The 19,608-nt window shown below is 49.6% G+C and carries 21 protein-coding genes; 9 read left to right on the top strand and 12 right to left on the bottom strand.

The window, feature by feature from the left end; genetic code table 11:
* The first annotated feature begins 8 nt into the window (after positions 1–8).
* A complete protein-coding gene (locus K1X45_RS02285) occupies positions 9–260 on the top strand; it encodes a DUF2283 domain-containing protein (protein WP_220159697.1) in 252 nt (83 codons plus the stop codon).
* A 35-nt stretch (positions 261–295) separates the two neighbouring features.
* Here K1X45_RS02285 and K1X45_RS02280 read toward each other — a convergent pair whose 3' ends face one another.
* Complete coding sequence (locus tag K1X45_RS02280; protein ID WP_220159696.1) at positions 296–619, bottom strand: hypothetical protein; 324 nt, start codon at positions 617–619, stop codon at positions 296–298.
* Positions 620–699: 80 nt separating this feature from the next.
* On the opposite strand from K1X45_RS02280, the gene K1X45_RS02275 reads away from it, so the two are divergent.
* Complete coding sequence (locus K1X45_RS02275) at positions 700–1,380, top strand: YafY family protein (RefSeq protein ID WP_220159695.1); 681 nt, start codon at positions 700–702, stop codon at positions 1,378–1,380.
* A gap of 5 nt (positions 1,381–1,385) precedes the next feature.
* Here the strand turns inward: K1X45_RS02275 and K1X45_RS02270 are convergent, their stop codons facing one another.
* Entirely contained in the window at positions 1,386–2,318 is a 933-nt protein-coding gene (locus K1X45_RS02270) for a DMT family transporter (RefSeq protein WP_220159694.1), read from the bottom strand.
* Positions 2,315–2,923, bottom strand: coding sequence for a TetR/AcrR family transcriptional regulator (locus tag K1X45_RS02265; RefSeq protein WP_220159693.1), 609 nt, complete (start codon positions 2,921–2,923; stop codon positions 2,315–2,317). The genes K1X45_RS02270 and K1X45_RS02265 overlap by 4 nt, the downstream gene beginning before the upstream one ends.
* A 397-nt stretch (positions 2,924–3,320) precedes the next feature.
* Between K1X45_RS02265 and K1X45_RS02260 the strand changes: the two genes are divergently transcribed.
* Positions 3,321–4,769 carry a GGDEF domain-containing protein gene (locus tag K1X45_RS02260; protein ID WP_255560482.1) on the top strand — a complete coding sequence of 483 codons (1,449 nt, stop codon included), beginning with the start codon at positions 3,321–3,323 and terminating at the stop codon, positions 4,767–4,769.
* Between the two features lie 11 nt (positions 4,770–4,780).
* Here the strand turns inward: K1X45_RS02260 and K1X45_RS02255 are convergent, their stop codons facing one another.
* The gene (locus K1X45_RS02255) at positions 4,781–5,098 is read right to left on the bottom strand and encodes a DUF982 domain-containing protein (protein WP_022711774.1); all 318 of its coding nucleotides are present in this window, start codon (positions 5,096–5,098) and stop codon (positions 4,781–4,783) included.
* Between the two features lie 517 nt (positions 5,099–5,615).
* Here K1X45_RS02255 and proV point away from each other — a divergent pair.
* The 4 genes from proV to K1X45_RS02235 all read left to right on the top strand — a co-directional run bounded on the left by proV (position 5,616) and on the right by K1X45_RS02235 (position 9,561).
* A complete protein-coding gene (gene proV, locus K1X45_RS02250) occupies positions 5,616–6,821 on the top strand; it encodes a glycine betaine/L-proline ABC transporter ATP-binding protein ProV (RefSeq protein ID WP_220160356.1) in 1,206 nt (401 codons plus the stop codon).
* Between the two features lie 21 nt (positions 6,822–6,842).
* Positions 6,843–7,760: a proline/glycine betaine ABC transporter permease gene (locus K1X45_RS02245; protein WP_220159692.1), complete on the top strand. Its 918-nt coding sequence runs from the start codon at positions 6,843–6,845 to the stop codon at positions 7,758–7,760.
* A 30-nt stretch (positions 7,761–7,790) separates the two neighbouring features.
* Positions 7,791–8,657, top strand: a complete 867-nt coding sequence (locus K1X45_RS02240; protein WP_220159691.1) for a glycine betaine ABC transporter substrate-binding protein — start codon at positions 7,791–7,793, stop codon at positions 8,655–8,657.
* Between the two features lie 283 nt (positions 8,658–8,940).
* Positions 8,941–9,561, top strand: a complete 621-nt coding sequence (locus tag K1X45_RS02235) for a pentapeptide repeat-containing protein (RefSeq protein WP_220159690.1) — start codon at positions 8,941–8,943, stop codon at positions 9,559–9,561.
* Between the two features lie 3 nt (positions 9,562–9,564).
* Here K1X45_RS02235 and K1X45_RS02230 read toward each other — a convergent pair whose 3' ends face one another.
* From K1X45_RS02230 to K1X45_RS02215, 4 genes are all read right to left on the bottom strand, one after another.
* Positions 9,565–10,161, bottom strand: a complete 597-nt coding sequence (locus K1X45_RS02230; RefSeq protein WP_255560481.1) for an ankyrin repeat domain-containing protein — start codon at positions 10,159–10,161, stop codon at positions 9,565–9,567.
* Between the two features lie 157 nt (positions 10,162–10,318).
* Entirely contained in the window at positions 10,319–10,804 is a 486-nt protein-coding gene (locus K1X45_RS02225; RefSeq protein WP_022711767.1) for a heme-binding protein, read from the bottom strand.
* 106 nt (positions 10,805–10,910) lie between these two features.
* Complete coding sequence (locus tag K1X45_RS02220; RefSeq protein ID WP_220159688.1) at positions 10,911–11,516, bottom strand: response regulator transcription factor; 606 nt, start codon at positions 11,514–11,516, stop codon at positions 10,911–10,913.
* Positions 11,513–13,093, bottom strand: a complete 1,581-nt coding sequence (locus K1X45_RS02215) for a sensor histidine kinase (protein WP_220159687.1) — start codon at positions 13,091–13,093, stop codon at positions 11,513–11,515. The genes K1X45_RS02220 and K1X45_RS02215 overlap by 4 nt, the downstream gene beginning before the upstream one ends.
* A gap of 161 nt (positions 13,094–13,254) precedes the next feature.
* On the opposite strand from K1X45_RS02215, the gene K1X45_RS02210 reads away from it, so the two are divergent.
* Positions 13,255–13,752, top strand: a complete 498-nt coding sequence (locus K1X45_RS02210; RefSeq protein WP_220159686.1) for a GNAT family N-acetyltransferase — start codon at positions 13,255–13,257, stop codon at positions 13,750–13,752.
* 2 nt (positions 13,753–13,754) lie between these two features.
* On the opposite strand, the gene K1X45_RS02205 is transcribed toward K1X45_RS02210, so the two are convergent.
* On the bottom strand, positions 13,755–14,189 hold the full coding sequence (locus K1X45_RS02205) for a GFA family protein (protein WP_220159685.1): 435 nt from the start codon (positions 14,187–14,189) through the stop codon (positions 13,755–13,757).
* Positions 14,190–14,315: 126 nt separating this feature from the next.
* On the opposite strand from K1X45_RS02205, the gene K1X45_RS02200 reads away from it, so the two are divergent.
* Positions 14,316–15,371 (top strand): type I restriction endonuclease, encoded by a 1,056-nt coding sequence (locus K1X45_RS02200; RefSeq protein ID WP_220159684.1) that lies wholly within the window; start codon positions 14,316–14,318, stop codon positions 15,369–15,371.
* Positions 15,372–15,416: 45 nt separating this feature from the next.
* Here K1X45_RS02200 and K1X45_RS02195 read toward each other — a convergent pair whose 3' ends face one another.
* Genes K1X45_RS02195 through K1X45_RS02185 form a run of 3 tightly spaced genes read right to left on the bottom strand, consistent with a single transcriptional unit; the run spans position 15,417 to position 19,601 of the window.
* A complete protein-coding gene (locus tag K1X45_RS02195) occupies positions 15,417–16,349 on the bottom strand; it encodes an electron transfer flavoprotein subunit alpha/FixB family protein (RefSeq protein WP_220159683.1) in 933 nt (310 codons plus the stop codon).
* 15 nt (positions 16,350–16,364) lie between these two features.
* On the bottom strand, positions 16,365–17,114 hold the full coding sequence (locus K1X45_RS02190) for an electron transfer flavoprotein subunit beta/FixA family protein (protein WP_220159682.1): 750 nt from the start codon (positions 17,112–17,114) through the stop codon (positions 16,365–16,367).
* Positions 17,115–17,153: 39 nt separating this feature from the next.
* Entirely contained in the window at positions 17,154–19,601 is a 2,448-nt protein-coding gene (locus tag K1X45_RS02185) for an FAD-dependent oxidoreductase (protein ID WP_220159681.1), read from the bottom strand.
* Between the last annotated feature and the right edge of the window lie 7 nt (positions 19,602–19,608).

The raw sequence follows: 19,608 nt of genomic DNA, 5'->3' as shown, positions 1-19,608 counted from the left end.
CTGCCCGTTTGTCTGAAATTTTATCCGGTCGGGGTGGGGTCATGAAGTTGACTTACGATGCGGCCGCTGATGTTGCTTATATTCAGTTCAAATCAGATGAAGATGAAACTGCCTTCGGCTTTACATATTGCTGTGATCCGCACGAAACGGACGGGGAAATCAATCTGGATTTCAATAGCGACGGGCGGCTGATAGGGATTGAGATATTGCAGGCCAGCAAGAAATTACCTGCATATTTGCTTGCATTATCGCAATCCTGATCTGTTCACCCGAGAGCGTCGAAACCGGACAAGTTTTATAAAATTGTTCCGAATTCCATACTCTCAGGCTCAATCAGTGCCAGAAAAGCATCACAAACGGGTTGATTACGCCAGCTTGCACAAATTGTCTTTGCATGATCCTCAGTCAGCGCAAAAGCAATATCAAGAAAAGCACCATCGCCAAGCTTTACCAGATGCTGGCTGCACCAGCCATTCTGTTTGGACAAGTGGCTTGCAATCATCAATTCATAGGCAGTGTGCATATCCGCTTCATTGACACAGTTTTTAAGACGGAACCGCCCCAATTCAAGACCGGATATTTTTGCCTGAAGAGATGTCTGGTTTTTAACTGACTGCATTGCATTAACTCCTTGTTTGAGGAGCGTTGCATACAATAATTCTCCTGACAGTTTCTGTCAGGATGCTGTATAGATACACCATGCGCACACTTCGCCTTTTTGCTCTCCTCGATCATTTACGGGGCCGAACAGAGCCGGTTTCAGCAGAAATGCTGGCACAGGAACTGCAGGTTTCAGTTCGCACAATCTATCGCGATATGGTAACTTTGCAGGCTATGGGAGCGCCCTTGCGCGGTGAGGCCGGCATTGGCTATCAGCTGGAGAAGGGGTATTTTCTGCCCCCTCTTCATTTCGATCCTGATGAACTGGATGCTTTGATGCTCGGAACCCGCCTGATCGCTTCCCGCGGTGATGAAGCGCTGGCAGCTGCTGCCCGTCGTGTCTCGGCCAAAATCAGTGCTGCTATTGGTTACGATAAAGGTGAAGCCTATACGCGCCTGCCATTACGCGCTGTTGCAAGACAAAATTCTGAGAGTGACAAGGCATCCGGACATCTTACAATCCTGCGCACTGCTTTACGCGATAAAGCCGTATTAAATATTACCTATTGCGATTTGGAGAATAAACGCAGTCAGCGAAGCGTTCGCCCGCTTGGCCTGACGATGTTTGAGCAAGTCTGGCTTCTGACTGTCTGGTGTGAGGGCCGCATGGATTTCCGTAATCTGCGCGCAGATCGTATTGAAGCCATTCAGCTTGCAGACAGAGTATTCCAAGATGAAAAAGGCAAGCGTTTTGAAGACTATCTCAAAACGCTTGCCTGACGAATTTACTGCGCTTGCTCTTTCTTCGGAGCAGAGAGAATAACAAGGCAGGATATTACCAGCAAAGCACCAAGCCATCCGAGCAGCGACAGATTTTCACCAACGATTACAACGGCCAGCAAAGCGGCAATCACAGGCTCTGTGAGTGTTATTGTTGTTGCCGTACTGACGGAAATACGCGCCAGCGCATAACCAAATAAGACATAGCCGGTAAACATCGGTATGACGGCCATATAGGCACCGACAAGTGCATTATTCCATGAGGCCAGTAATGCCCCGCCGGTCAGCAGCAATACCGGCATCAGCAACAGGCCACCTGCTCCGAAAATCGATCCCATGGCAGCTTTTGAGGAAATGCCTTTACACATCAACCGGTGTGCCGCCCATGCATAAAGGGCATAGGTCAGTCCGCCGACAAGACCCAGTAATACGCCTGCCGCAGTCGCTCCCGCAGAAAATGCAACTGATGCTGTCTGATGGTCGCCGCCACCGAAAAAGCAAAGCAGAACAATGCCGGAAAGCCCGAGAGCGGCACCGAATATCCATTGCTTGCTCAGGGTTTTGCGATCAATCACCCATTCAATCAGTGCGGAGAATAAAGGTGCGGAACCGATCGTAACAACCGTGCCGACTGTGACGCCCGCCAGATACATCGACGAGTAAAAGGCGAGCGGATAGACAGCTACAGAAACCGCGCCGAACAAGACGAGAAGCCATTGTTGCTGTAACTTGCTGTAATCGCGTTTCAATGCCCGCAAAGCGAGCAGGGCTTGCAAAAGCCCGCCTACCCCCATGGCAACCGCGCCGATGGCCATGGGTCCGACTTCGGGTGCAAAAGTTGCGGCAGTGCCGGTGGTGCCCCACAGAAAGGACGCGATTAAAACGCAGACAATGCCAAGCCCTGCACTATCCGTTTTGATAACTGATACATTGCTCATAAACCGGCCAAAATACTTTCTGCAAGACGTCTTGCATGTTGAACACGCTTACTATCGCCTTCAAGACCGGCGCGAGAGAATGAGCCTTCCAGCAGAAATGCCAGATGCTCTGCGGTCATTTCCACCTGCTCCGCAGTCAATGCTTCACCTGTTTGAGTGCGCCATTCCTGCAGGTGCTGAATAAGGAAATGCTCTACTTCTTCCTTATGGCGGCGCACAGCCTCCCTGCCCTTATCGCCTACGGTGAGTTCAGCCGCGGCATTCAACAAGCCGCAGCCGCGAAAACCGTTCTCATAATCATATTCAGCATGATCTCTGTAGGCATCAAATACGGCCATAACCCGCTCTTTCGGGCTGGCGGCAGGTGCTAAACGCGCAGCATATAAATCAAGCCACTCCTGATGCCTCAGCTCAATAAAGGCGGCGACCAGCTCTGATTTTGATGCGAAATTATTATACAGGCTCATTTTGGCCACGCCTGCTTTTGCGGTAATCATATCAATGCCGGTTGCGTTAATCCCGTAATTATAAAACAGGATACCCGCCGCATCGAGCAGACGATCACGCACAGATTGAGCTTTGGACGGCTTTGCAGAGGCAGACATAATTTCTCTTTTCAGTATTAGGTAGGTCAGTCTACATAATTAATTTTCAGCAGACAAGTGGTAATATATTTGTGAACGGAGTATTCATTTAAAAACAGCTATTTAAGCGTATCATTCATCAACAAGACATAATAATGAGAACACTTGGCGGGGCTTAAGCCGGTATAATTATGATCTCTGACTGACAGCAAACAGCGCGCAATCTGCGCGTTGCAGGGAGATTTGCATCTGCCGGAATGAACGGTTTGATACCATTATCGGGCATGCTCTTTAACAGAGTTTAAGGCATTTTCAGTTAGGGGAACTTATTGGAATTGCTTTGGTTTTTGAAATTATGCGCATTCTTAAAGCCGGAAACAGATCAAAAGTTTCGGGTTTTTAATATGCGCTCCAGCATATGAGTGATGAAGCTATGACGGTTATGAATGTCCCTGCTCTGCCTACAGAGATGTCCGGTGATGATATCCGTAATCCTCATATCTGCCTGACGCCTTCCGAAAGCGAATGGGTTCAGCTCATTCATAGTTTGCCTGATAATCTTGCAAAGCAGCTTGCCTGTCTGATTGAGGCGGATAAAGACCGTCTGGTTGGTGTTTTCTACGACCGGCTGCTGCAAAATCCGGATGCAAGTCCGTTTCTCTCTCAGGATGTGGTTCACGACCGTTTGCAACATTCAATGCGGGGCTGGCTACGCCGCCTTTTTGTTGAGCGAACCATGGATGTTGTGGTGTTCGTGGCCGAGCAGCGCAAGATCGGCGAGGTTCATGCGCGTATTCAGGTGCCTATTCATGTAGTTATGCAAGGCGCGCGCCTGCTGAAAAACGAGATTGTTTGTCAGCTGCAAAGTCAGGCAATCAGCCTTGGTGACTTTGCTGTCATGGCCGATTATGTCGGCAATGCCATTAATATTGCTATTGAATTTATGAGTCAGGCTTTTGTCAGCAATACCAAAAGCGATGCACAGACGGATGAAGCCTATCGTGCTTTCGCACTCAGTCAGGATGTGACGCTGGAACGTGAAATCCAGCGTGCCAGCCTCATGGAGTGGAGCCAGTCAGTTCTGTTCAGTCTCTATGGTAACAGACGTGAGGCTGTGCTGCCCCTGCTCTCCAGTTCTGATTTTGGCCTGTGGCTGCATCATAAAGGCGATATGATTTTTCATGGTTCGCCGGTTCTGGAAAATATTCGTGCGGATATGAAATATATCGACACCGTTTTGCTGCCGGCCATTGCCGGTGCCGATGCGGATCAAAATCTAACAGAACTGATTGAATCCTTTAAGAATAAAACCGGAGAAATCAAATTTCTGCTGGCAGAACTCTTTCAGGCCGCTGCGGCGATGGAAACCGGTCGCGATCCGCTGACACGCACACTGAACAGGCGTTTTCTGCCTTCCATTCTGTCGCGTGAGGTCAAAATGGCTTCACAAAACCGGATGGAGCTGAGCGTTATGATGGTCGATATCGATAATTTCAAACGTATCAATGACACTTACGGCCATGGCGGCGGGGATCATATTCTCCAGCAGGTGGCAGAAAGCATTTTCACGCATTCCCGTGCCAGCGATTTTGTCTTCCGTTATGGCGGCGAAGAATTTCTTGTGGTGCTGATTGAAGCAAGTGCAAAGACTGCTTTGGAAACGGCTGAAAAACTACGACTGAAAATTGCCGGTCAGCAATTCTCGCTGCCGGATGGCGGGTCGCAAAATATTACGCTGTCGATTGGTGTTTCCACATTCAATGGTCATCCTGACTTCAGCCATTTGATTAAAACCGCAGATCAGGCGCTGTATCAGGCCAAGCAAAACGGCAGAAACCGCACGGAAGTTGCTATTCCTCTGTCCTGAGGAATAGCAGTTTACTCGCTAATGGCGGTGGCTGATATGCCTGTCGGGATTGCCGGTACTATTGCATCAGCTATATGCTTGTCTGTTTTGAAGTAATAGGGAATTTTTGCTTCATTGAGCGCAGCAATGAAGTGTTTAATAATGAGTTCAATATTGGATTTCTTGTAATAATTCTGTGATAAAGTACATACTGCCACAGTATAGGATGTTCCGTATTTTACCGGCCAGTGGCACAGCAAAAACACCGATAAATCGGTCCAGCAGGATATTTTAAATACCTGCCCTTGCACCGGCTCGACAATAATAAAGAAGTTCCAGTCTTTCTCCATGTATTATCCATCGAAGATTGCGATATGCATGATGATACTTCATTTTTGCAAATATTAAAGCGTATATTTATAAAATTTAATATTGAATATTTAACAATAAAAATTTCATCTGTTTTGCGAAGTTTTTGATCTTTTACTTCATACTCAATCAATATTGCAGATTTTTCATCTGCTTTTGTATCATGGATATGGTGAGAATCTCCCCTGCATCAAACGCAGTTTCATAGGCTCATGGGGGCTTGTTTTATAGTTGCGCTACCTTTTTCTGATTATGCGCTACGCCCTGAAAACATAGGGGTTTGCAGCAATTCCCATATGTTGGGTGGACTTTTTTCGATATTTCTATATATTGTTGAATATCAGTTTAGATTTATCTGCAATTTCTAAATGAAATTTAAAGCATAATCTTTGCATTAATTTCGCAGATATTTCTCTTATTTAAATACAAAAGGAGAATAGGTCTGCCATTATGGCAGGGTTAACTTATTATATGGCTGTTTATACAATTAATGAGAGTATGAATGAGCCGAAGTCTGTAAAACTATCTTTAAAAGATGTTTTTAAAGTCTTTGGTGAAAAGCCGGAAAAAGCAATGAGCCAATTGCGTTCCGGAAAAAGCAAAACAGAGATCCACAAGGATACGGGCTGCACTATTGGCGTTGACGGTGCGAGCTTTGAAATTATGGATGGCGAGATTTTCGTCATTATGGGATTGTCCGGCTCCGGCAAATCCACACTTCTGCGTCTGCTGAACCGGCTGATCGAGCCGACCGCCGGCACCATTGCCGTTGACGGGCGCGACATTACCAAAATGTCCAAAGGCGAGCTGATCGACCTGCGTCGTCGCGATATGAGCATGGTTTTCCAATCTTTCGCATTGCTGCCAAACCGTACAGTTCTCAACAATGCTGCCTTCGGCCTTGAAGTTGCCGGCATGGCTGAGGCCGAGCGCCATGAGCGCGCAATGCAAGCGCTCACGGCCGTCGGTCTGGAGCCCTATGCCCAGAGCATGCCTGACCAGCTTTCCGGTGGTATGAAACAGCGTGTCGGCCTTGCCCGCGCTCTGGCCAATGAGCCGACAATCCTGCTGATGGATGAGGCGTTTTCCGCGCTTGATCCCCTCATCCGCACGGAAATGCAGGATGAACTGATCCGCCTGCAATCGGAGAACAGCCGCACGATCATCTTCGTGAGCCACGATCTGGACGAAGCCATGCGCATCGGCGACCGTATTTGCATCATGCAGCACGGTAAGGTTGTGCAGGTTGGCACGCCGGATGAAATCGTTTCTGCTCCGGCGAATGACTATGTGCGCTCCTTCTTCAAAAATGTTGATGTGTCTCATGTGTTTTCTGCCGGTGATGTGGCGCGTAAAACCCTGCTGACGATCTTTGACCGTCAGGGTGTTTCTGCCGCGTCCGCATTGGAACAGATGGAAACAACGGGACGTGACATTGCCGTTATTGTCGGTCGCGACCGCAGCTATCATGGCATGATCAGTCAGGACGGCCTGATTGAGAAAGTCAAAGCCAAATCCCCGCATCCGTACAGGGAAGCGTTCTTAAGCGATATCACTCCTATTGAAGCAAGCGAACCGCTTTCCAACGTGCTCGGCCGCGTTGCGGAAAGCCGCTGGCCGGTTCCGGTTGTTGATGAAAAAAACAGATATGTCGGTGCGATTTCCAAGTCGGCACTTCTGGAAACGCTCGACCGCGCCGGTTGAGCTGAAACGATTGGTATAAAAATGGATATGAATTTTAGTATCGGCAAAGGTGCCGATATCACTGTGAATTACATTCTCGACCATTTCACACCGGCGCTGGATATGATTGCTGCGGTTATCGGCTTTGTTACCGGCGGTATTCAGGGCGGATTGCTGGCAATTCCGGCTGTTGTGGGTATTGCCATTCTGACATTGCTGTCGCTGTGGCGTGTCGGCTGGAAATTTGCAATCTTCACTGCTCTCGCGCTGGCACTCGTCCATCATATGGGACTGTGGTCGGGCACGATGGAGAGCCTGTCTCTGGTGCTGGCCGCAACAATCATTGCCATTGTCATTGGTATTCCGCTGGGTATTGCCATGGCGCGCAGCGAGTTGCTGGCATCTTTCATCCGTCCTGTGCTCGACCTGATGCAGACTATGCCTGCCTTTGTGTATCTCATTCCGGCGGCCATGTTCTTTGGTCTTGGCGCCGTGCCCGGTACAATCGCGACTGTGATTTTTGCCATGCCGCCGGTTGTGCGCCTGACCAATCTCGGTATCCGGCAGGTTCACGGAGAGTTCGTTGAAGCCGGTCTGGCCTTCGGCTGCACGGCAAAACAGCTGCTGTTCAAAGTGCAGCTTCCCAATGCCCTGCCCTCCATTATGGCTGGTATCAACCAGACCATTATGCTGTCGCTGTCGATGGTGGTGATTGCCTCGATGATCGGTGCAGGCGGTCTGGGGAATACAGTGCTCACCGGTATTCAGCGTCTTGATGTCGGCACCGGTTTTGAAGGCGGACTTGCCGTGGTCATTCTGGCCGTTGTGCTTGACCGTATCACTCAGAGTTTCGGCAAACCGCAACCAGGCCTGTTCAAGCGCTTTGCAGCGCTGCGTAAACAGCCGGAAGCGGAAACCGGAACCAAGAAAACAACATCCCTGCGCAAGCAGGAAGCTTAATTCACCTATAGAAACCTTAAAGGAGAAGATATGTTCGGGAAACTGACACGTCTAAGCCTGGCGGCATTGCTGGCGGGAACCATGGCAACTTCAGCATTGGCTGCAGGCGATGCCAAAGTGGTCAAACTTGGCTGGGCACCCTGGTCCGATGCTGAGTTTGTAACCAAACTCGCGGCTAAACTTATTCAGGATAATCTGGATCAGAAAGTTGAGCTGGTGCAGACAGATGTTGCACCGCTTTATCAGGGCGTGAGCCGTGGTGATCTTGATGCGATGATGATGGCTTGGCTGCCTGCAACACATGCGGATTATTACAAGCGTGTTGAAGGTAAAGTCGAAGATCTGGGCCCGCTCTATGAAGGTGCAAAACTTGGCTGGGTTGTGCCTGCCTCCGTGCCTGAGAGCGATATCAAGTCGATTGAAGACCTGAAGAAAGCCGATATTCACGAGAAGCTGAAAGGCCAGATTCAGGGTATTGATCCGGGTGCCGGTCTGACCCGCCTTTCAGAAGAAGCGATCAAGAAATACGGCCTGAATTATAAGCTTCAGATTTCCAGTGAGGCAGCGATGCTCACGACGGTTGACCGTGCAACCCGCTCGGACGGCTGGTTTGTGGCCACAGCATGGAGCCCGCACTGGATGTTCGGCAAATACAAGCTGCGCTATCTGGAAGACCCTGAAGGTGCGCTTGGTGCCGCAGAGCATGTGAATGCCCTCGCCCGCAAAGGCTTTAAGGATGACAATCCGAAAGTCGCCTCTCTGCTGGAAAAGATGAATATCCCGCTGGAAGACCTCGAAAAAGCGATGTTTGAGGCGCAAGAAACTTCTTATGATAAGGCCGTCGATAAATATATTGCCGACAATCCTGATCGTATCAAAGAATGGCTGGCTGAATAATTTCAGCCTGAAGAGCATAAAGCGGCGGTGCGCAAGTGCCGCCGTTTTTTATTCCGGCTTGTAATATTGCTGTTTTAAAATGCTGACATCGCCACGGGGGAGTGATAAAGCACTGCGCAGATCATATTTTTCCTGCAATGAAAAGGTGATGTTATGAGTATGATACAGTGGGTATTTCTTATTCAGGGTATTATCACTTTCGGTCTGGCCGGTTGTGTTGCCTATGTTGTCCTGAACCGCAAACGCTGAGAACAGCCCTGTGCCAGTCGCATTCTTAAAGCAAATGAGTGACGGCACCCGCAATTTCAGCGGCTTAATATGTGACGGGGCTGATTTATCCGGTCAGGATTTATCTGACTGTATTTTCACAGAATGCATATTTACAAACTGCAATTTCAAAGCCGCAATCATCACTGAAACGCAATTCAACAAATGCCGTCTCAGTGGTGCGAACCTGTCCAATATTGATGGCAATAGCGCACAATTTTACGATTGCGATCTCTCCAATACATTGTGGAGCCGGTCCAATCTCAATGGCGTGAAATATTCACGCTCCAAACTTACCGGTGCGGATTTCACTGATTGCAGCCTGATCGGCACTGATTTTGAAGAATGTTTGCTGATTGCAGCTTTTCTGCCGCGCGCATCGTTTCGCAATAAAACTCTGACAAATATGGATTTCAGCGAGGCTGATCTCAGAGAATGTGATTTCCGCGATACAGTCTTTCACGATTGCCGGATGCGCGGTGCCACTTTACGGCTGAGCAAATTCAAAGGCGCTGATCTGCGTGGCTGCGATCTGGGCAGCCTGACATTTCACGATGCCGCTGTACTCAAAGGTGCCATCATTTCAAAAAGTCAGGCAACGGATATTCTCAGCGGCATCGGTCTGCTGGTTCTGTAAAGACTATTTCTCAAGCACTGCAACAATTTCAGCAAAACCGCGCTTTTTAGCGTGCTGAAGTGCTGTCACACCTTCATTATCCGGGATAGAGAGATCGGCACCGGCCGCTTTCAAAAGCTTTACAATTTCTACATGAGCAGGCCCGCCATCGCTCAGGATTACGGCTTCAATCAGCGCAGTCCAGCCGAGACGATTGACGTGATCGACATCAACACCGGCCTCAATCAGCGTGCGCACCGTTTCCACATGGCCTCGCTCGGATGCCGGAATAAGTGCCGTGCCGCCAAAGCGATTGGTGCTTTTCAAATCAGCACCATGCGAGAGCGTCATTTTCAGAATTTCCAGATGGCCGCGTGCTCCGGCATAGAGATACGGGCTGTCCTGTATCATATCCTTGGCATTTACATCGGCACCGGCATCAATCAGAATTTTAGCCGCTTCAACTTGATTATTATGAGTTGCAACCAGCAAAGCAGTCTGGCGGTGGTCGTTGCGTGTATCGGCAGTGACGCCATCTTTCAGCAGGCTCTGAATAGTTGCGACATCACCGGTGGCCGCAGCATCCAGTAATTTGCGTTCTTTGCTGGCTGAGGCGGACATGGCAACTCCCGTGATTGTCAAAATAAAACCGGCAATAAGCAGAGTGTTTCTGAAAATATTCCGCAGGGACAATAAATGTGACATGTCTCTCTCCTCATTGAAAATACATCATGCGTGAACCGCCACACTGAGACAACAGTGCGGCGGTTGGGAGCAATTATTTAAGCTGGTCTTTGACCTTGTCGAGTGCAGCAACTGCACAGGCTTCGTCCAGATGACCACCCGGTGCGCCGCCGACGCCGATTGCGCCAATGGTTGCATCGCCAACTTTAACCGGCACACCGCCAGCAAGCACGAGGAAGCCCGGAATATTGGCCAGTTCTGCCGCTGCCGGATTTTTCTGGATATTTTCAGCCATGACACCGGTTGGAGTGCGGGAAGAAGCCGAGGTGAAAGCCTTGGCGGTCGCTGCCGCTGGTGTATGAGCACCGGCATTATCAGCGCGCATCAGAGTGCGCAGCACGCCTGCACGGTCAACAACAGCTACGGCTACATTGTAGCCTTTGGCAGAGCAGGCAGCGATTGTTTCATTGGCAATGTTTACCGCAAGATCGAGCGGCATGTTCTTTTCCTGCAAAACCTGCGCGGAAGCAGCTGAGGTCAGTACAAGTGCCGCAGCACCGGCAAACAAAATGCGTTTCATGATCGTCTCCTGAGTGTTGGTGAAAGCAACCGGCTTTCTGACACTCAATCTAGTGAAACACTCATTTTGCGTGAATCCGCGATACCGCTGAAAGCTCTAGGTAGAATTACGGATGTCTTGTATTGCTGCCGGATAATTGCAGCCGCACAAAATCCACCACCGAACTGGTTTCCAGTTTTTCGGCAATATTGGCGCGATGCGCATCAATGGTGCGCACGGAAATATTCAGCGCAGAGGCAATCTCTTTGCTACCGAAACCTTTGCAGATCAGATCGAAAATCTCATATTCGCGGTCGGTCAGTCTGGCGATCAGTTTCTGTGCCTCCGCCCGTTCCAGAATTTTATCAAGCTCCTGAGAAGCTGTCTCCAGTGCCTCCAGCAAAACCTGCTCATCCACGGGCTTGGACAGAAAGTCGAGAATGCCTGCCTTGAAAGCACGACGGCAAGCATTGATATCCCCGTGACCGGTAATCATAATCGCCGGCCAGTCGATCCCGCGCTCCAGTAATTTTTGTTGCAGTTGCAAGCCGCTTATCATCGGCATACGCAAATCGAGTATCAGACAACCGGGCTTTTGCGGATCAACATGCGCCAGAAATGTCGCCGGATCACGAAATGTCTCCACATGCATGCCATAGGTCTGCAACAACAGCGATAATGCTTCGCGCACGGCTTCATCATCATCAATCAGATAAATTTTGAGATTTTTCATTCTGCTGCCTTTGAATGCTCAGGCTCAGCCATTGGAATGGTAATTGTAAAGATTGCACCGCCGGATGGTGCATTTGATGCCGATATTTCCCCGTCAATCCGCTCAATCAGGGTTGCGCAGAGTGAAAGCCCCAGCCCCATACCCGCTTCACGGGTGGTGAAAAACGGCTCGAACAAACGCGGCAGAATATCATCGGCAATGCCGCCGCCATTATCAGCGATGCTCAGGACAAGCTGCCCGCCTCTGGCCTCAGCCGTCACAGTAATGCGTTTATCGCTGATCTCACTCTGGCTCAGGCTGTCGGCAGCATTGCGGATCAGATTATACAGCACCTGCTCCATCTCAACCGGATCAGCAGTAATCAGCGGCGATATTTTCTCGGTTTGCTGATGCAGACTGATATTGCGTTGCGCTAGATCCGTGCGCAACAATTCCGCTACATCGCGGATAATCTGGTTGATTTCTACAGATTTACGCTGTGGTTCATGATTGCTCATATAATTGCGCATACGCTGTAAAATCTCACCCGCACGCGATGCTTCGCGCACATTAGCCGCCAAAGCCTGCTTCAATAATTCAGGACGCTCACCGGAAGCTTCAAGGCGCAATGCGGCCTGACTTTGGCTCAGCAAAGCTGTCAGCGGCTGGGTCAGTTCATGGGCAATGCCTGAAGCCAGTTCCCCCATAGAGTTCACCCGCGCCGCATGAGCAAGCCGTGTTTCATGTTCCGACAACTGTGCTTTCTGCTCGGCCTCTCTGGTCGCTTTTTGAAAACGCCAGAGCGCATAAGCACCGGTCAAAGCAATTAATGACAAAACCGCGAATAATATTGTGCGCAGCGGATCAATCACATCTGACAGCGCCATCGGGCGACTGAGACGCAGCAAAAGCGGCTGGTTCTGACTATCGATTTTCTGCGAAAAGACCGGTTGTTCCAGAAAGCGCGATGCCACTGTTTGCAGACCGGATTGTTGTTCAAGAATAATCTTATCATTGATGGACAGAGTCAGATCTGCCCAATCCGGCCGCTCATCCGGTTCAATCATCAGAGCCGGATTGATAGCCATGAAAATCGCATAACCGGGATTGGCATTGTCGGATTTTTTGCCAAGATAATAACGGTCTGCCAGCTTGTCTGACAGATAAGTGCGCACCTCGCCCGGTTTTTGTTCTGCGACCTGCGCGGCAAAATCAACGGCGAGATTATCATGCTCAGTCTCATCAACCATAAGCACAGGCTCAGCACTAACCTTGGAGCCGGTACGGTTCAGCAGCATGACATCTATTACGCTGATGCGCGGGTAAAAGCGGATAATATTGCGCGATACCTGCCGCAAAGCATCCACCGGTGCCGGACTGGCAGAGAGGATCAGCGCATTCAAACTGGTGAGGTGAGCATCATGCTGTGCAGCACGTTGTGACAGCACACGATGCAGCGCTGTGCCGGTTTGTTTCACCTCGTCACGCGCCTGATTAATGCTCTGGCGCGCTGTGAAAGCAACAAACAGCAATAGCAAGATCAGCCAGATAACCGATATTGTCAGATAGGATTTCCAAATCTGTTTATTGCCCGTCAAACGCTTCACCCATACACAATATTGTAATTACACTTGAATATCGCTGACATAATATAGTGCAACACGCAATGCACAGGCCGAAAAACTTCTTCATCACACAGGTTTGGGCTTGTCAGCGCGCTGTACTAAACGGCATAAAACGCATCCGGCCGGAGGATGAAATGATTAATTTGCAACCCGTCAGAAGAACAGATGCAAGCGAACTGATTGCGGGCAATCTTGCGAGCCGCAATCATCATCATCCATGGATGCGCAATTTTACTGATCTCGCCGGTTTTGAAGACTGGTTCGGTAATCTGCAAGGCAGTGCTTCTCAGGCGCTTGTTGCGCGCGATACGGAGAGCGGCAAAATTGCCGGTGTTTTCACCTTCAGCCAGATTTTTATGAAGGCGTTTTGTAGCGCCTATTTGAGCTATTACAGCATAGTGCATCTGGCCGGTCGCGGATTGATGACCGAAGGCCTGAAGCAGACGGTGGCTTATGGCTTCAGGGAAATCGGCCTGCACCGGATTGAAGCCAATATCCAGCCGGATAATCTGCGCTCCCTCGCCCTTGTCGAACGTGCAGGCTTTCACAAAGAAGGCTTTTCACCGCGCTATTTGTTTATCAACGGCGACTGGCGTGATCATGAACGCTGGGCGATTATCAACGATCAGTAGTATTATTCGCAGCGGATATATTTCAATACGCCGACATAGGGCGATCTGTTTGCGGATTTGTCATCAGACGGATGATTAATGCCGTCGGTGACAAGAACCTCGTCAAAATCAAACGGACTGACACCCTCAAGGCAGGCGGCATTAATGCCATATTGCTGCGGATTGGAACGGCGCTGATGATGGGTGTAAATCCCGCACATTGAGCAGAAATAATGTTTCGCCGCCTTGGTATTGAACTGATAGAGCGTCAGCGCATCTTCACCGCTGATAATCTCCAAACAGCCAAGTTGCGCTGAGACAGCGACAGCACCGCGCATCCGGCAATAGGAGCATGTGCAACGGCGCGCGGTGTTCAGCCCGTCGGACAGCTTCACCCGAAACCGCACTGTCCCGCAATGACAGGCACCGTTTACGGAAGTGGCATCAGTGATAGTCATAACAACCCCTGCTTTATGTTTAACTAAATTACAAAGTACAAATCTATTTTAAATTTATAATAATAGTTGAACAAAAAAACTATCTATATAACTCTTAGGCAAATATTCTTTGCGGGAGTTTTCGAATTGAGTACAATTGAAGAGAATATCAGGATTTTGTCTGATCGTGTTAAAACACAAGCCACTTCTCTCCTTACGGAAGAAGCAGCCAAGACAGCTATAATTTTACCTTTTCTTCGAGCCTTAGGCTATGATGTTTTTAATCCGGAAGAGGTTATTCCCGAATTTACCGCTGATGTTGTTGGTAAAAAAGGCGAAAAAGTTGATTATGCGATTAAGTTCGACGGTGACATTCGCATTCTGATTGAATGTAAACCAATTACGACAAAGCTTGAGAAAAATCATCTTGCACAATTGTACCGTTATTTTTCAGTCACAACAGCCAAGTTTGCTATTTTGACAAACGGAAAGATTTTCCATTTTCACACAGATCTGGAAGAGCCGAACAAGCTGGATACGAAGCCTTTTTTAACATTCGATATTAGTGATTTGCAAAATAGCGCAATTTCAGAGCTCAAAAAATTTGAAAAAACCAATTTTAATATTGAAAATATTTTAGCAACGGCAGAGCGCTTAAAATATACATCTGGCATTAAGAGTGCCATCAATCAGCTTCTCGAAACTCCATCAGAGGATTTTGTCCGGATTGTTTGTTCGGGCGTGTATGAAGGTCGCTTAACTGCTGCCGTCAAAGAGATGCTCACAAGTGTAACAAAATCAGCTTTTCAGGAAGTTATTAAAGATAACGTGCAAAATCGTTTATCAACGGCACTGGCGGCTACTGAGCAACCAACTTCAAACGAAACTCAACAGGTTGCGATCATTGAGGATGACATTGTTACAACAGATGAGGAAGTTGAAGGCTATATGCTTATTAAGAGCATAGTGCGCGATATTATCCGGCCTAATCGTGTGTTTATGCGTGATGCAAAATCTTATTGTGCAGTTTTAGTGGACGATAATAACAGAAAACCGCTGGCACGCATGCATTTCAACAGAACTATAAAATATATTGGATTGTTTGATGGTGAGACTGAGGAGCGGATAGCGATTGAAAGCCTCGATCATATTTTCGACTATAGTGACCGATTAAGAGAAACAGCACAAAAATACGCTGTATGATGAAAACAGCCCGCTGTCACAAGACAGCGGGCTGTTTTTAAAAGCTTAGCCGAGCGCTTTTTCCAGTTCCGGAATGATTTCAAACAGATCGCCAACGAGTCCATAATCGGCAACCTGAAAGATCGGTGCTTCTTCGTCTTTGTTGATTGCCACGATTACTTTGGAATCCTTCATCCCTGCCAGATGCTGGATGGCACCGGAAATACCCGCAGCGATGTAAAGATCTGGTGCGACCACCTTACCGGTTTGTCCGACCTGCCAATCATTCGGCGCATAACCGGCATCCACTGCTGCGCGGCTTGCACCAACGGCAGCGCCGAGCTTATCAGCCACCGGTAGCATGACTTCCTGAAATTTCTCTGCGGAGCCAAGCGCACGGCCACCGGAAACAATGATCTTCGCCGAAGTCAATTCCGGACGGTCACCGCCGGAAAGTTTTGCTTCAATAAATTTCGACAATTGCGGGTCATTGGCATAAGCAATATTTTCAACTGCAGCCGTCCCGCCTTTGTCTGCCGCAGCAAAACCGGCGGTACGCACGGTAATCACCTTTTTCGCATCCAGTGCCTGCACGGTCTGCAAAGCATTGCCGGCATAAATCGGGCGCTTGAATGTATCTGCCGAGATTACCTCGATAATGTCCGACACCTGCATTACATCCAGTAATGCGGCCACACGCGGGAGCACATTTTTGCCTGTGGTTGTGGCAGCGGCGATAATCACATCATAATCCGCGCTCAATGTCTGAATGAGATCGGCCAGTGGTTCTGCGAGCTGGTTTTCAAGCGCTGCATTTTCTGCAAGCAACACTTTGCGTACACTTTTGAGGCTTGCTGCTGCATCAGCCGCAGATTTGGCATTCTGCCCTGCAACCAGCACATCCACATCACCGCCAATTGTAAGTGCTGCGGTCAGCGCCTTTGCTGTCTGGTCTGACAGGGTCTGGTTGTCATGTTCCGCTAATAGTAAAATTGCCATGATCTTATTTCCCTATCAAATCAGCCCGGCTTCGTTTTTCAGTTTCGCAACCAGTTCCTGCACATTCTTAACTTTAATACCTGCCTGACGGCTTTCCGGTTCTTCGGTTTTCAGAACTTTGAGACGCAATCCAGTATCAACACCAAGTTCTGCCGCGCTTTTTTCATCAAGCGGCTTTTTCTTGGCTTTCATAATATTCGGTAGAGAGGCATAGCGCGGCTGGTTGAGACGCAGATCAACTGTCACCACCGCTGGCAGTTTCACTTCAATCGCCTGCAAACCACCATCGACTTCGCGGGTTACACCGGCTTTGTCGTCACCGAGCTCCAGTTCGGATGCAAAGGTCGCCTGCGACCAGCCCAGCAGTGCCGAGAGCATCTGGCCGGTTTGGTTGGCATCATCATCAATTGCCTGTTTACCGACGATCACCAGCTGTGGCTGCTCTTCCTCAACCAGTTTTTTCAGGATTTTAGCAACAGCAAGCGGCTCAACAGCATCATCAACTTTCACCAGAATGCCGCGATCAGCGCCCATCGCCAGCGCTGTACGTAGCGTTTCCTGTGCCTGTGTGGGACCAACTGAAGCTACAATCACTTCCGAAACCTTGCCCGCTTCTTTGAGGCGCAACGCCTCCTCCACGGCAATTTCATCAAACGGGTTCATCGCCATTTTGACATTGGCAAGATCAACGCCGCTGCCATCGGCCTTAACGCGGATTTTCACGTTGTAATCAACAACCCGTTTAACTGCGACCAGAACTTTCATGATTTTATCCTGTCAATTCAATGTATCAGACTGTTAAAATTACATTTTGCAACGTGCATTGGTCGGATCGTAGAGCGACTCTTCAACGACTTTTGCTTTGCGCCATTCACCCAGCACCTGAACTTCCAGTTCCAGCCCAACCTGATTGCCTAATTCCGGCGGCAGCAGAGCAAGGGCGATATCATGGCTGAAATGGCAGGAGTAACCGCCGGAGGTAATACGGCCAACCAGTTTGCGATTGTGATAAACGCCCTCATTCATCTGCACACTGGCACCATCTGTGGCGATAGTGATGGTGCAAATACGACGCTTCAGCCCCTCATCGCGCTGGCGGATGAGAGCATCGCGGCCGATAAAGTCACCTTTATCGAATTTGATGAAACGGTCGAGACTGCTTTCCAAAGCCGTCAGTTCGGCATTCATATCTCGATACATAGCGCGATAGGATTTATCGAGACGGCAGCATTCCAGTGCGGCCAGACCAACCATGCGGATACCAAATTCCTCACCGGCTTTGAGAATTTCATCCAGAAGATGACGCTGATAACCGATAGGATGATAGAGTTCCCAGCCAAGCTCGCCTTCATAGGTCACGCGCAGCATCCGCACATCGCTGGCCAGACCGATTGTGCCGGTCTGCATGCTCATCCACGGGAAAGCCGTATTGTTCAGATCAACCTCGGTGATTTGCTGCAAAACATCACGCGCCTTTGGCCCCACAAGTGTAAAAGCACCGCGTTCCATGGTGACATTGGTTAGCGTAACGCTGCGGTCATCCGGCAGGATTTTTGATAATTCATCAAAGTTCAGGCGTTCGCCACGCGGTGTGGAGATCAGATAAAATGCATCCGGCTTGAAGCGGATAACTGTATATTCACTGACCACACCGCCGTTTTTATTCAGATGATGACAAAGACCGATACGTCCGAGTTTTGGCAGTTTATTGGCGAGAATGCCGTCCAGCCAGCTTTCAGCCCCCGGCCCCGAAACCTCAAATTTGGTCATCGGTGTCATTTCGATCAGGCCAACGCCTTCACGCACCGCAGTCACTTCTTCACGGATATATTTAGCCGCACGCTGGGTGTGGCGGAAGCTCAGGTCAGGAATGGCTTCCTCTTTGCTTGGCGCAAACCATTGCGGCATTTCCCAGCCGTTCAGCACATCCCATACAGCGCCCATTTCGGTGAGGCGGTCATAGGAAGGCGCGGTTTTCTGCGGACGGGATGCAGGCATGGTCTGACCCGGAAATTTAATATCCGCGTGTGTGCCCCATGTTTCCTGCACCTTGTGGCGCGTCCAGGTTTTGTTGGCGTAATTGGAGAAACGACGCGGGTCGAGTTCCGACATATCTTTGGACGGCGCACCGTCGATGATCCATTCTGCCAGATGGAAGCCCAGTGTGCCGCCCCAGAGAATGCCGCCCGGCACACCTTCCGCCAACCATACATTTGGCAGATCCCATGCAGGGCCCGCCAGCGGCAATTCATCAGCAGTCATCTGGAATGGCCCGCGCACATTGGCTTTAATGCCGGTGCGGGCAAGAGCAGGCACATAATCTGTGGCTACTTCCCAGTTCCATTCAACCGCATCGAAATCCTCTTCCACCAGATCAGCGCCGAACCATTCCGGCACACCGTCCACGGCAAAGAGTTTCAGATGTTCGGTGCGCTCATAAGGGCCGAACATCAATCCGTCACCCTCTTCGCGCAGATATCCGGCAAAGCCCTCATCACGCAGGATCGGCATTTCCGGCAGACCCTGTTTTTTACGCTCAATAATTTCCGGCACCGCATCGGTGATCCAGTATTGATGCAGGATCGGGATTGCCGGAATATCAATACCGAGCAATGCGCCGGTCTGGCGGGCATAATTGCCGGTCGCGGAAACAATATGTTCGCAGATAATATCGCCGTTATTGGTTGAGACTTTCCACTCGCCGTTTGGCAGGCGCTCAAAACTGTTGACCTGCGTATTCTGATAGATTTTCTGCCCCATATCGCGGGCGCCTTTAGCCATCGCCATCGTCACGTCAGCCGGTGCGATATGTCCGTCATCCGGATGATAGAGCGCGCCGATCATATGTTTGTTATTTTCCAGCAGCGGCCAGAGTTCCATAGCTTCTTTTGGCGAAACCAGACGGGCATTGGTGCCTTGCGCTTCGGCCACATCCATATAGCTCTTATATTCATCCATACGGTCGCGCGTATTGGCGATACGCAGCTGGCCGCATTTATGCCAGCCGACATTCTGGCCGGTTTCAGCTTCCAGTCCTTCATAAATCTCAATGGTTTTTGCAATCATGCGGCCAACATTATTGCTGCGTGCATAAGAGGGAATAAGCCCTGCCGCATGCCATGTTGAGCCTGCTGTCAGCGATGTGCGTTCCAGCAGCGCACAATCTGTCCAGCCGCGTTTGGCCAGTGCATAGAGAACGGAAACCCCGACACAACCGCCGCCGACAACCACAACCCGTGCATAAGTTTGCATAATTCCA

Source organism: Pseudochrobactrum sp. Wa41.01b-1 (assembly GCF_019464455.1).
Classification (GTDB): Bacteria; Pseudomonadota; Alphaproteobacteria; order Rhizobiales; family Rhizobiaceae; genus Pseudochrobactrum; species Pseudochrobactrum saccharolyticum.
This window is presented reverse-complemented; position numbering and strand designations above follow the sequence as displayed.

What these genes read in the sequence shown, in the direction of transcription:
- K1X45_RS02245 (WP_220159692.1), top strand. Translation starts at nt 6,843, where the DNA reads ATGGATATGAATTTTAGTATCGGCAAAGGTGCCGATATCACTGTGAAT.
- K1X45_RS02255 (WP_022711774.1), bottom strand. Translation starts at nt 5,098, where the DNA reads ATGGAGAAAGACTGGAACTTCTTTATTATTGTCGAGCCGGTGCAAGGG.
- K1X45_RS02190 (WP_220159682.1), bottom strand. Translation starts at nt 17,114, where the DNA reads ATGAAAGTTCTGGTCGCAGTTAAACGGGTTGTTGATTACAACGTGAAA.
- K1X45_RS02225 (WP_022711767.1), bottom strand. Translation starts at nt 10,804, where the DNA reads ATGAAACGCATTTTGTTTGCCGGTGCTGCGGCACTTGTACTGACCTCA.
- K1X45_RS02265 (WP_220159693.1), bottom strand. Translation starts at nt 2,923, where the DNA reads ATGTCTGCCTCTGCAAAGCCGTCCAAAGCTCAATCTGTGCGTGATCGT.
- K1X45_RS02275 (WP_220159695.1), top strand. Translation starts at nt 700, where the DNA reads ATGCGCACACTTCGCCTTTTTGCTCTCCTCGATCATTTACGGGGCCGA.
- K1X45_RS02220 (WP_220159688.1), bottom strand. Translation starts at nt 11,516, where the DNA reads ATGAAAAATCTCAAAATTTATCTGATTGATGATGATGAAGCCGTGCGC.
- K1X45_RS02270 (WP_220159694.1), bottom strand. Translation starts at nt 2,318, where the DNA reads ATGAGCAATGTATCAGTTATCAAAACGGATAGTGCAGGGCTTGGCATT.
- proV (WP_220160356.1), top strand. Translation starts at nt 5,616, where the DNA reads ATGAATGAGCCGAAGTCTGTAAAACTATCTTTAAAAGATGTTTTTAAA.
- K1X45_RS02210 (WP_220159686.1), top strand. Translation starts at nt 13,255, where the DNA reads ATGATTAATTTGCAACCCGTCAGAAGAACAGATGCAAGCGAACTGATT.
- K1X45_RS02235 (WP_220159690.1), top strand. Translation starts at nt 8,941, where the DNA reads ATGAGTGACGGCACCCGCAATTTCAGCGGCTTAATATGTGACGGGGCT.
- K1X45_RS02205 (WP_220159685.1), bottom strand. Translation starts at nt 14,189, where the DNA reads ATGACTATCACTGATGCCACTTCCGTAAACGGTGCCTGTCATTGCGGG.
- K1X45_RS02260 (WP_255560482.1), top strand. Translation starts at nt 3,321, where the DNA reads ATGAGTGATGAAGCTATGACGGTTATGAATGTCCCTGCTCTGCCTACA.
- K1X45_RS02230 (WP_255560481.1), bottom strand. Translation starts at nt 10,161, where the DNA reads ATGTCCGCCTCAGCCAGCAAAGAACGCAAATTACTGGATGCTGCGGCC.
- K1X45_RS02195 (WP_220159683.1), bottom strand. Translation starts at nt 16,349, where the DNA reads ATGGCAATTTTACTATTAGCGGAACATGACAACCAGACCCTGTCAGAC.
- K1X45_RS02185 (WP_220159681.1), bottom strand. Translation starts at nt 19,601, where the DNA reads ATGCAAACTTATGCACGGGTTGTGGTTGTCGGCGGCGGTTGTGTCGGG.
- K1X45_RS02280 (WP_220159696.1), bottom strand. Translation starts at nt 619, where the DNA reads ATGCAGTCAGTTAAAAACCAGACATCTCTTCAGGCAAAAATATCCGGT.
- K1X45_RS02240 (WP_220159691.1), top strand. Translation starts at nt 7,791, where the DNA reads ATGTTCGGGAAACTGACACGTCTAAGCCTGGCGGCATTGCTGGCGGGA.